Here is an 11,376-nt window from a genome sequence, read left to right as displayed (position 1 = left end):
CGGCGCCGCGGTCGCGCGCGCCCGGCTGGCGCTGGATGACGCCGGCGGTGGCCGCCTGTCCGACGTGGAGGTCATCTGGCGCCAGGTCCCAAAGGTCAGCGGCCGTGGCCATTACGGCCACCGCATCGCGTTCGGGGCGGACGGGCACCTGTGGATCAGCTCGGGCGAGCGGCAGAAGTTCGACCCCGCGCAGGACATGCGATCCAACCTCGGCAAGATCATCCGGCTCAACGACGACGGCAGCGTGCCGGCCGACAACCCGTTCGCCGCCGACGGTGGCGTGGCCGCGCAGGTCTGGTCACTCGGTCACCGCAACCCGCTCGGCATCGCGTTCGACGCGCAGGGGCGGCTGTGGGAACACGAGATGGGCCCGTCCGGTGGTGACGAGTTCAACCGGATCGAGCGCGGCGCCAATTACGGATATCCGCTCGTCTCCGATGGCGACCACTACGACGGGCGTCCAATTCCGGACCATGACACCCGGCCGCAGTTCAATGCGCCCGAAGCCACCTGGACGCCGGTGATCTCGCCGGCGGGGCTGGTGATCTACGACGGGGCGACGTTCCCGCAGTGGCAGGGCGATGCGCTGCTGGGTGCACTGTCGGGCCAGGCGCTGGTGCGCGTGTCGATCGATGGGGACAGCGCGCGCGAAGCCGAGCGCTTCGACATGGGCCATCGCATCCGCGAAGTCGAGCAGGGGCCGGACGGCGACGTCTGGCTCCTCGAGGACGGCGAAAGCGGGCGGCTGCTGCGGCTGGCCGCACCGGGCGCAGGCTGACATGACAAGGGCGCCGAGGGGCGCCCTTGTCGCATGCAACGGAACAGGCCCGGCCCGACTTACGTGCCGTCGCCGTCGGGCGCGCCGTCCTCGTCATCCATGCCGGTGCCATCGTCGTCCATGCCATCACGGTCGTTCATCGGATCCGGTTCGATCGCTTCGTTGTAATCGTCCCGGTCCGCCTCGCGGTCGTCGTCGCGGTCATCGACGTCGTCGACCGCATCGTCCCCGGTACCGGCCTTCGCGCTGGCACGGAACTCGGCGTCGCTCACGAAACCGTCGTCGTCGCCGTCCATCATTTCGAAGTTGGCGCTGAAGTCCGCATCGACCTCGCCCTCGTCCGCGCTGATCATGCCGTCACCGTCGGCGTCCAGCCGGCCCCAGGCGTCGCGCTGGACGACGGCCGAATGATCGGCGGCGTGCTCGGCACCGCGGGACTGCACCGGCGGGGGCGGCGGCGCGGCACCCAGGGCATCGTCGGCGACGTCGCCGGTGGGCACGCGCGGGTCGACGCTCTGCTCCAGCACTTCCTCGGGATTGACCTGCGGCGGCAAGGCGTTCTTGTTGTCGTGCTGCATGACATCGTGCTGCACGGTGTCCTGCTGCACCTTGGCGCGTGCGTTGGCGTTCGACTGCGGGCTCTGCGCGGCGGCCAGCGGTGCGATCAGGATGGTGCCGAGGGCCACGGCCAGCAGGCTGCGGTTGCGTGTGTTCATGCGGTTCTCCTGTGCTTCGTCGTGGTGCCCACGCGGGTGCGTGGCGGGGGCAGGATTTGCCGTACCCGCTGTATCGACGATGACGCCGATCGCGCCTAACGACGTTGTCACGCCGCGCTGCCGCCGCCTTAGCGAACTGGGCTGTTCAGGCGTTCGCCGGCATCCGGCGGTGGCGTTCCGATGCTGCCCTGCGCCATGTCCGTGCGCGGGGCACTCGCAGGCAACGCCATCAGTTGTACCTGCAGGTCGTGCAGGATCACGTCGTCGCCCGGCAGCCAGGTGCGGTCGTCGCGGCCGCGGTAGTGCCGATGGAACGCCGCCAGGGCCGCACCCGGGTCGGCCAGGTCGTATCCCACCAGCCGCAGGGCCGCCCACGGGTCGAAGCCGGGCGGTGGCAGCCCCACGCCCCCCGTCGGCCACGACCCGAAGCCGGCCTCAGCCAGCCGCTGCCACGGGAACCACGCGCTCGGGTCGTCCTTCTTGGTCGGCGCGATGTCGCCGTGCCCGACGACCAGGTGCGGCTGGATGCCGTTGCGTTCGACGATGTCGGCCAGCAGCACCAGCAGCGACTGGATCTGCGCCTCGCTGAAAGGTTCGTGGCCGTTGTTGTCGAGCTCGATCCCGATCGAGGTCGAGTTGAGGTCGCTGATGCCGGCCCAGCTGCTGTCGCCGGCATGCCACGCACGCGCCTGTTCGGACACCAGCTGGTAACGCCGGCCGTCGTCGCCGATCAGGTAGTGCGAGCTCACCGGGCCACCCGCGTTGCCCGTCTGCAGCACCCGCAACGCGCCCTCGGCCGAGTCCATCGCGGTGTGGTGCAGCACGATGACCCGCGCGCGCCGCGGCCCGTGGTTGGGTGACGCGTGCCATTCGGCAAGCGGGTTGCGCGGCGGCGACGTCGTCGTGCAGCCGGCCAGCGCGACGGCAGCGAAGGCAAGTGCGAGGAGCAGCAATCGCATCATGGGGTTCCGGTCCGATGGGTTGCGCACACCGTAGCGCAGCCCCCGCGTGGTCGCCGCGACGATGGCGCGGCGCGCGCCGTTCCAGTGACGGGACGGTGCATCCACGTTTTCGTGCCTTTGGGCGCGGCGCCGCGCACCCATCTTGTTCCCGCAGCGATGGCTGTCCGGGCATTCCGCCCGGGCCCGTCGCCGGACCATCGCCACTCCCTCCCCCGTCGCGATGTCCGCCAACAGGAGTCGATACATGAGCATGCGCAACCTTCTTTCCCGTGGTCTCGTCGCCGCCGTCCTCGGCATGGCCGCCTTGAGCGCCGGTGCCGCCGAGCAACCCGGCTTCTATGTCGGCGCCGGTGCCGGCCAGGCGATGATCGACGACGGCGCGCTCGACGACGAGGACACCGCGTTCTCCGCGTTCGCCGGCTACCAGGTCAACCCGTACTTCGGCCTCGAGGCAGGCTACGCCGACCTGGGCAAGACCGAGCCGCTCGGTTCGGCCGGGCCGGAGCTCGAAGCCGATGCCGCCTACCTCGTCGCCGTCGGCACGCTGCCGTTTACCGACCGGTTCTCCGGCTATGCCAAGGCGGGCTACAGCGACTGGAACGTTGATACTTCGATCGCCGGCGTGTCCGACGACGGCAACGACCCGACCTACGGCCTTGGCCTGCAGTACCGCTTCACCGACGCGGTCGCGCTGCGCGGCGAGTACAGCCGGTTCGAGATCGACGACAGCGAGATCGACCTGGCCCAGGTGCAGGTCCGCTTCGACTTCTGACGGCGTGCCCCGCCGCGGCGGGGCGTGACCGCGGGACACGGGTCGCCGGGATTCCGGCGGCCCGTTTTCGTTATGGGCCGGCGCGTGGACGCTGGGCCTCCGATCATGCAATCTGCCCCGGCAGCCACTGCAGGGGATGTCCTTGAACGCACCGAACCCGTCCGGCGTCGCCGCGCCTGTTCCCACGCCCACGCCGCCCGGCGACCCGACGATGGTCCGGGCGGTCAGCCGCTGGCAGTTGTTCGGCCTGTCGATCAACGACGTCATCGGCAGCGGCATCTACCTGCTGCCGGCGGCGGCCGCGTTGTTGCTCGGTCCGGCCAGCCTGTGGGCGGTGCTGCTGGCTGGCGGGGCGGTGGCGCTGCTGGTGCTGTGCTACGCGCAGGCGTCCAGCTATTTCGACCAGCCCGGTGGCGGCTACCTCTACGCGCGGGAGGCGTTCGGGCCCTTCGTCGGTTTCGAGGTCGGCTGGATGCTGTTCCTGACGCGCATCGCCAGCGCCGCCGCGCTGAGCAACGGCCTGGCCGAGGCGGTCACCCATTTCTGGCCGGGTGCGGCCGACGGCGGCGTGCGCATCGCGATCGTGGTCGGCTCGCTGGCCTTCCTGGTCATCGTCAACGTGGTCGGCGTCCGCGCCGCCGCTCGCACCGGCGTGTTCCTGGCGATCGCCAAGCTGTTGCCGCTGCTGATGTTCATCGCCATCGGTGCGATGTACGTCGACAGTTCGATGGCCGCGCCGCTGGCCGGTGAAATCCCGCTGCGCGACCTGGGCGAGGCGGCGCTGCTGCTGCTGTTCGCCTACGCCGGTTTCGAGAACCTGCCCGCGGCCGCCGGCGAATACCGCAACCCACGCCGCGACGTGCCGTTCGCGTTGCTGGCGATGATCGCCACGGTGACGCTGGTGTACTTCGCGGTGCAATGGGTCGCACTGGGCACCCTGCCCGGCCTGGCGCAGTCGCAGACGCCGCTGGCGGACGCTGCGGCACGCTTCGGTGGCGGCTGGCTGGCACTGCTGCTGACGGTCGGCGCGACGGTGTCGATCCTGGGCACCAACAGCAACACGATCATGCTCGGGCCGCGCTACCTGCATGCGCTCGCGCTGGACGGCTACGGCCCGCGCGCACTGGCGTCGGTGCACCCGCGCTTCCGCACGCCGGCGGTTGCCATCATCACGCTGGGCGTGCTGTCACTGGCGCTCGCCCTGACGGGATCGTTCGTGCAACTGGCGTTGCTTTCGGTGGTCGCGCGGCTGTTCACCTACATCGGCACCGCGGTGTCCGTGCTGGTGCTGCAGCGCCGCCATGGCGATGCACCTGGCGCGATGCAGCTGCCCGGTGGGCCGCTGATCCCGGTGCTGGCGTTGCTGCTGTCGCTCGGGCTGCTGGCCAGTGCGAAGCCGGAGAACCTGGTTGCCGGCGCGATCGCGCTGGCCACCGGCGCGGTGGTCTTCCTGTTCCGCCGCAAGCCGGTGGCCGCAACCACGACCCCCGGGCAGCCGCTGCCCTGAGGGTTCGGCAGGCGTTGGCTCGCCCGCCCGGGCGCGNGTGCGAAGCCGGAGAACCTGGTTGCCGGCGCGATCGCGCTGGCCACCGGCGCGGTGGTCTTCCTGTTCCGCCGCAAGCCGGTGGCCGCAACCACGACCCCCGGGCAGCCGCTGCCCTGAGGGTTCGGCAGGCGTTGGCTCGCCCGCCCGGGCGCGCGGCCCGGCCTACGCCGGGTTGGCAGGCAGCGCGTTGTGCACGTGTGTGGCAGCGATGGCGGCGTGTCCGGTCGCCACCGCGATCTGGTTGAGCGCGCTGACGACATCGCCGATCGCGTACAGGCCGGGGACGCTGGTCATCTGGTGCCGATCGACCCGCAGCGCGCCCTCGTCGTCAGTCACCGCGCCCAGGGCCGTGGCGAGCCCGGATTTCTGCCGCGCGCCGAGCATCGGGTAGACGACATCGAAGGCGCGGCTTTCGCCACCGATGAGAAAGTGGCAACGCCGGCCGTCGAACGACAGGCCGCCGGAAGGAGGCGTCACCTCGATCCCGGCATCGGCGAGACGGCCGCGCGCGGCGGCATCGTCAATCCCGTCGCTTGGCACCACCGCGACACGCTTCGAGAATGTGCGGATGAACTCCGCGTGGTTGACCGTTTCCGACAGCGGGCCATGCACCGCGATGTCCAGGTCGATCGCCTCGTAGCCATCGCAGACCGGGCACAGCCGCAACGCGCCGCAGGCGACCGCCTCTTCCAGCCCGTCCAGGGCCGGCATCACGTCCTCGCACCCGGTCGCCAGGATCACCTTGCGGGCGGCGACCTCCAGCCCGTCGCCGGACAGCACGAAGTTGTCACCGTCGCGCCGGATCCCGGTGACCTCGGTCGACTCGATCCGGGCATCGCACCCGCGCGCCTGCACCACCAGCCGCGCGAGGTAGTCGCGCCCGCTGACGCCCGATGGGAAGCCGGGACAGTTGTGGCTTTCCGGAATCCAGCGGGCGCGGCCGTTGCCGGCATCGATCAGCACCGCCGACCGGCGGAAGCGTGCGAGGTAGATGGCGGCCGTCAGCCCGCCCGGGCCACCGCCGACAATCGCACAGTCGAGCGGCTTGGCCATCGGTCAGCCCGCCAGCAGCGGGCCGGGTGCGCGGCGGGTCAGCCGCACTTGCTGTAACCGCAGTTCAGGCAGGTGGCACAGCCGTCCATGATCACCACGGCCTTGGTGCTGCACTTGTGGCACATCGTGGCGCTGGGCGGGAAGGCGACGCCGCCATCACCGGTGACCTCGACGTCCTCGTCGCGCGGGGCGTCACTGATACGCGGCTCGGGGAACAGCTGGCCGCTGCGGTCGTCACGGAGCACGCTGCCTTCCGCCGCCGGGGCAGGGGCCGGGCTTATTTCAGCGTTTTTTTTTGAGTCGAGCGCGGCGTAGGCGGCGCGCTTCTCGGCGATCAGCGCGCGCTGCTCGGCGCTCATCTCGGGGTCGTGCATCATCCCGATCGCCTTGAGGTGGTCCTCGACGATGCTGCCCAGCTCGGCCACCAGCGACGGCATGTACACGCCACCGGCCTTGAAGTAGCCGCCCTTGGGGTCGAACACGGCCTTCATCTCGTCGACCAGGAAGGTCACGTCGCCGCCCTTGCGGAACACGGCCGACATGATGCGCGTGAGCGCCACGATCCACTGGAAGTGGTCCATGTTCTTGGAGTTGATGAAGATCTCGAACGGCCGGCGCTGCTCGTGCTCGCTGCCGGCGTTGAGCACGATGTCGTTGATCGTCACGTACAGGGCGTGCTCGAACAACGGCGTCTTGAGCTTGTAGGTGGAGCCGATGAGGGTCTCGGGACGCTCGATCTTCTCGTGCATCTGGATGACGTTGGCGCCCGGCGTCGCGGCGGCCTCGGCATCACGCGCAGCGGCATCGGCTTTCGCCTCCCGCGCCCGGTCCTCCTGGCTGACGACGCTGTAACCCTTGATTTTCTGGTCGATCTTGACGGCCATTGGCCAGCTCCTGGTGTTGCGTATCCGGTACAGGCGTCCCGCCTCCCCGCCCGCTGGGCGGAGAGGCGGTCACGCGGCTTACGTGTTGCGGGTGCTGCGCTTGGCGGCCGACTTGCGGGCCGGCGCCTTGCGGGTGGCGGACTTGCTGGCGGCTGCCTTGCGGGCCGGCGCCTTCTTTGCCGGCGCCCGCTTGGTCGTCGCCTTCTTCGCGGTGGCCTTCTTCGCAGCGGACTTCCGGGCCGTCGCCTTTTTGGCAACGGGTGCCTTCTTCGCGACCGCCTTGCGGGCGGTGCTCTTCCGGCCGGTCGTCTTCGCCGCTGCAGTCTTCTTGCCGACCGTCTTCCGCGTCGCGGTCTTCTTGCTTGCGGACTTCTTCGTTGCCGCCTTCTTGGTCGCGGTCTTCTTGGTCGCGGTCTTGCTGGTTGCGGTCTTCTTCGTTGCAGCCTTGCTGGTCGCGGCCCTGGTGCCGGTGGCCTTCTTCGCCGCCGACTTGCGGGTCGTTCCGGTCGACGACTTCCTGGCCGGTGCCTTCTTCGCCGCAGTCTTCTTCGTCGTCGACTTGGTCGTCGCCTTCTTGCTGGCCGATTTCTTGCTCGCCGACTTCTTGCTCGCAGACTTCGTGGCGGCGGCGCGCTTGCCGACGCCACTGCTTTCCAGCTTGCTCGCTTCCTTGCGTGCGTTGGCGCTGGCCCGGGCCAGCTTTTTCTTGGCGTTTCCGACCGACGTGCTCGCCGCCTTGCGCACGCGGGTGGCGCTGGTGCGGACGGTGGCGGCGGCCTCGCCGGCCGTGGTGGCGATGGTGCTGCCGATGTTGCCGGCGGTTTCCTTGACGCTGTCGGCGGCCTGCGAAAGCGTGGCCGTCACTCCATTACCGTTGCTCATGTGCCCTCCTCGCGGGCGTCGTATTGGCTTGCGGGTAACGCGGGTGAAACCTTTCGGTGAAACCAGTGTGTTACCACGCCGATGCTATACCCGCGGCGCGCGGATGAGACAGTGAAGCCGGCCATCAGAACTTGCCGTAGTACCCCTCTTTCAGGGCGTCGAACAGGTTGGCGGCGGTGTGCATTTCGCCGTCGTACTCGATCTGCTCGTTGCCCTTGACCTCGACCACCTGGCCGTCCTCCAGCTCGAACCGGTAGGTCGTGTTTTCCAGGTCCGCTTCCTTGACCAGCACGCCCTGGAAGGCGGCCGGGTTGAACCGGAACGTGGTACAGCCCTTGAGCCCGCGGGAGTGGGCGTAGGTGTAGATGTCCTTGAAGTCCTCGTACGGGTAGTCGGTCGGGACGTTGGCGGTCTTGGAGATCGAGCTGTCCACCCACTTCTGGGCGGCGGCCTGGACGTCGACGTGCTGTTTGGGGGTGACGTCGTCGGCGGCGATGAAGTAGTCGGGCAGCTTCTCGGCCGCGTCGTCGGAGAACGGCATCGCCTTCGGGTTGACCAGCGCGCGGTAGGCCAGCAGCTCGAACGAGAAGACGTCGACCTTCTCCTTGGACTTCTTGCCCTCGCGGATCACGTTGCGGCTGTAGTGGTGGGCGAAGCTGGGCTCGATGCCGTTGGAGGCGTTGTTGGCCAGCGACAGCGAGATGGTGCCGGTCGGGGCGATCGAGCTGTGGTGGGTGAAGCGCGCGCCCACCTCGGCCAGCTCGTTGACCAGTTCCGGCGCGACCTCGGCCACGCGCTGCATGTAGCGCGAGTACTTGGCGTGCAGCACCCGGCCCTCGACCTGCTGGCCGATCTTCCAGCCGTCCTTCACCATCTCCGGGCGCTTGCGCAGCATCTCGGCGTCGACCTCGAAGGTCTCGGCCATGATCGGCGCCGGGCCCTTCTCCTTGGCCAGCTCCAGGCCCATCTCCCAGCCGGCGACGGCCATCTCGCGGGCGATGCGGTCGGTGAACTCGCACGACGCCTCGCTGCCGTACTTCATCCGCAGCATGGTCACGGTGCTGCCCAGGCCGAGGAAGCCCATGCCATGGCGGCGCTTGCGCATGATCTCGTTGCGCTGCTGCTCCAGCGGCAGGCCGTTGACCTCGACCACGTTGTCGAGCATGCGGGTGAACACGCGCACGACCTCGCGATACTCGTCCCAGTCGAACTCGGCCTTGTCGGTGAACGCGTTGCGCACGAACTTGGTCAGGTTGACCGAGCCCAGCAGGCAGGCGCCGTAGGCCGGCAGCGGCTGCTCGCCGCAGGGGTTGGTCGCGCGGATGTTCTCGCACCACCAGTTGTTGTTCATCTCGTTGACGCGGTCGATCAGGATGAAGCCCGGCTCGGCGTAGTCGTACGTCGAGACCATGATCATGTCCCACAGGTGCCGCGCACGGATGTGGCCGTAGATCTTGCAGGCCACCAGGCCGTCGTCGCGGACGATGTAGTTGCGGTGGGTCGGCCACTCGCGCCACACGACCTGGGTGGCGTCGTCGAGGTCGACGTCGCCCTTCTCCTTGATGTTGACCGGGAACACCAGCGGCCAGTCGGCGTCGTCGGCGACGGCTTCCATGAAGCCGTCGGTGATCAGAAGCGACAGGTTGAACTGGCGCAACCGGCCGTCCTCGCGCTTGGCGCGGATGAAGTCCTTCACGTCCGGGTGGGAGACGTCGAACGTGCCCATCTGTGCGCCGCGGCGACCACCGGCCGACGACACCGTGAAACACATCTTGTCGTAGATATCCATGAAGGACATCGGGCCGGAGGTGTACGCGCCGGCGCCGGCGACGAACGCGCCGCGCGGGCGCAGCGTGCTGAACTCGTAGCCGATGCCGCAGCCCGCCTTCAGCGTCAGCCCGGCCTCGTGGACCTTTTCCAGGATGCCGTCCATCGAATCCTCGATGGTGCCAGAGACGGTGCAGTTGATCGTCGAGGTCGCCGGCTTGTGCGCCAGCGCGCCCGCGTTGGAGGTGATGCGGCCGGCCGGGATCGCGCCGCGGCGCAGCGCCCAGGTAAAGCGCTCCATCCAGTACTGCTGCTTCTCGGCGGTCGGCTCGGCCTCCGCCAGCGCCTTGGCCACGCGGCGGTAGGTCGCGTCGATGTCGGCGTCGACCGGCTCGCCGCTCTTGGTCTTGAGCCGGTACTTCTTGTCCCAGATGTCCTGGGACGCCGGCTGCATCGCAATGTCCTGGGTCGACGTGTCCATCTTCACCGCCTCGAGGCGCACCGTACTCATGCCTGTCCTGTCTCCTCGTGATGGCCGCGCATGGGGTCGCGGCGCTGTTGCTGCATTCTGGTTGTTGTCGCGGGTGGCCGACGACCGGCCGCACGGGGCGCCGGGCGCACCGCGTCATCGTCTTTGATTCTGGTTACCGGCGTGGGCGTGCCAAGGCCTGCTCCGTCCGTTGCCGGGGCCTGCGTCCTGCGGCGCTCCGGGCGATCTCGCTTGCTCAAGCTTCCCAAGGGCAACCCCTACGCTTGGGCTTTTTCTGCTACGTCGACCACAACATGTTGTGTGCGAGGCAGGTGGCCAAGCTACGCCCGGCCCCGGGGGAAGTCAACGCTTCCGCCGCCGTTTGGAAGCGTGTATGCCGACCGGCGCTGGGCCTGTCCGGATTGCGCGGCAACCCGCGTTATCGTCAGGTTGGCCCGGCCGCGCCTGCCGGCTTCACCGGCGATTAAATGGGGCCCGGCCACACTGGGCGGCCCCGGGTGCCGCCGTGCCCGCCGCGTCCACATACCAGCCTGCACCGATGACGAACACGACCCTGACCCCGCTCCGGATCCTCGCCGCGCTCGTGCTCGCCGCCGCGTTCGGTGGCTTTGCCGCCACCGCGCTGCGCGACGCCCTGTTGCCGGTGCATGCCACGCCTGCCGCCCCCGCGCCATCCACCGCGCTCGCCCCCGCGGCCGCGCAGCTGCCGGCGGTCGTCGGCGGCCAGCCGATCCCGTCGCTCGCACCGATGCTGGCGCGCGTCACGCCCGCGGTTGTCAGCGTGCACACCAAGCAGCGCGTGCGGATCCACAATCCGTTCGCCAACGACCCGATGTTCCGGCGGATGTTCCCGAACGTGCCGCAGGAGCGGATCGAGCAGTCGCTGGGATCGGGCGTCATCGTCGATGCCGCGCGCGGACTTGTGCTGACCAACCACCACGTGATCGAGGGCGCCGACGAGGTGTCCGTGACGCTGTCGGATGGCCGCACGATGGAGGCCGAGTTCGTCGGTTCCGACCCCGATACCGACGTCGCGGTGATGAAGATCCCGGCCGACGGCCTGCAGGAGATCCCGCTTGCAGACTCCGGCGCGCTGCGCGTCGGCGACTTCGTGGTCGCGGTCGGCAACCCGTTCGGGATCGGCCAGACCGTCACCAGCGGTATCGTTTCGGCGGTCGGCCGCAGCGGCCTGCGAGGGCTGGGCTACCAGAACTTCATCCAGACCGATGCGTCGATCAACCCGGGCAATTCCGGCGGCGCACTGGTCAATCTCGACGGGCAGCTGGTCGGTATCAACACCGCCAGCTTCAACCCGCGTGGCTCGATGGCCGGCAACATCGGCCTGGGTTTCGCGATCCCGGCCAACCTCGCGCGCAACGTGCTCTCTCAGCTGGTCAGCACCGGCGAGGTGCGACGCGGCACGCTCGGCCTGGACACCCAGGCGGTGACGCCGCGGCTGGCCAGCGGGCTGGAGCTGGGCGTGCAGCGCGGCGCGCTGGTGACGCGCGTGCTGGCCGGCTCGGCCG

General features: G+C 69.2%; 10 protein-coding genes. 4 read left to right on the top strand and 6 right to left on the bottom strand.

Features of this window, described 5'->3' with window-relative positions; genetic code table 11:
• Window positions 1-778, top strand: a 778-nt coding sequence (locus tag ACKVMH_RS10680; RefSeq protein WP_412700266.1) for a PQQ-dependent sugar dehydrogenase, incomplete at its 5' end; no start/stop codon positions are given.
• A gap of 59 nt (window positions 779-837) precedes the next feature.
• On the opposite strand, the gene ACKVMH_RS10675 is transcribed toward ACKVMH_RS10680, so the two are convergent.
• Together ACKVMH_RS10675 and ACKVMH_RS10670 are read right to left on the bottom strand one after the other, a co-directional pair.
• Window positions 838-1,494 carry an EF-hand domain-containing protein gene (locus ACKVMH_RS10675; RefSeq protein WP_412700265.1) on the bottom strand — a complete coding sequence of 219 codons (657 nt, stop codon included), beginning with the start codon at window positions 1,492-1,494 and terminating at the stop codon, window positions 838-840.
• 128 nt (window positions 1,495-1,622) lie between these two features.
• Window positions 1,623-2,453, bottom strand: coding sequence for an N-acetylmuramoyl-L-alanine amidase (locus tag ACKVMH_RS10670; RefSeq protein ID WP_412700264.1), 831 nt, complete (start codon window positions 2,451-2,453; stop codon window positions 1,623-1,625).
• Window positions 2,454-2,700: 247 nt separating this feature from the next.
• Between ACKVMH_RS10670 and ACKVMH_RS10665 the strand changes: the two genes are divergently transcribed.
• Together ACKVMH_RS10665 and ACKVMH_RS10660 are read left to right on the top strand one after the other, a co-directional pair.
• The gene (locus tag ACKVMH_RS10665) at window positions 2,701-3,228 is read left to right on the top strand and encodes an outer membrane beta-barrel protein (protein WP_412700263.1); all 528 of its coding nucleotides are present in this window, start codon (window positions 2,701-2,703) and stop codon (window positions 3,226-3,228) included.
• Window positions 3,229-3,439: 211 nt separating this feature from the next.
• On the top strand, window positions 3,440-4,735 hold the full coding sequence (locus tag ACKVMH_RS10660; RefSeq protein WP_412700268.1) for an APC family permease: 1,296 nt from the start codon (window positions 3,440-3,442) through the stop codon (window positions 4,733-4,735).
• 201 nt (window positions 4,736-4,936) lie between these two features.
• Here ACKVMH_RS10660 and ACKVMH_RS10655 read toward each other — a convergent pair whose 3' ends face one another.
• From ACKVMH_RS10655 to ACKVMH_RS10640, 4 genes are all read right to left on the bottom strand, one after another.
• Window positions 4,937-5,827, bottom strand: coding sequence for an NAD(P)/FAD-dependent oxidoreductase (locus ACKVMH_RS10655; protein ID WP_412700262.1), 891 nt, complete (start codon window positions 5,825-5,827; stop codon window positions 4,937-4,939).
• A gap of 38 nt (window positions 5,828-5,865) precedes the next feature.
• A complete protein-coding gene (locus ACKVMH_RS10650; protein ID WP_412700261.1) occupies window positions 5,866-6,711 on the bottom strand; it encodes a TSCPD domain-containing protein in 846 nt (281 codons plus the stop codon).
• 78 nt (window positions 6,712-6,789) lie between these two features.
• Window positions 6,790-7,575: a histone H1-like repetitive region-containing protein gene (locus ACKVMH_RS10645; protein ID WP_412700260.1), complete on the bottom strand. Its 786-nt coding sequence runs from the start codon at window positions 7,573-7,575 to the stop codon at window positions 6,790-6,792.
• A gap of 142 nt (window positions 7,576-7,717) precedes the next feature.
• Entirely contained in the window at window positions 7,718-9,871 is a 2,154-nt protein-coding gene (locus ACKVMH_RS10640) for an adenosylcobalamin-dependent ribonucleoside-diphosphate reductase (protein ID WP_412700259.1), read from the bottom strand.
• Between the two features lie 532 nt (window positions 9,872-10,403).
• Between ACKVMH_RS10640 and ACKVMH_RS10635 the strand changes: the two genes are divergently transcribed.
• Window positions 10,404-11,376 (top strand): trypsin-like peptidase domain-containing protein (locus tag ACKVMH_RS10635; protein WP_412700267.1); only part of this gene is annotated, 973 nt, incomplete at its 3' end.

The organism is Lysobacter zhanggongensis (assembly GCF_046638635.1).
Classification (GTDB): Bacteria; Pseudomonadota; Gammaproteobacteria; order Xanthomonadales; family Xanthomonadaceae; genus Novilysobacter; species Novilysobacter luteus.
Note: the sequence above shows the minus strand (reverse complement) of the source record. Positions and strands in the feature narration are given on the sequence as shown.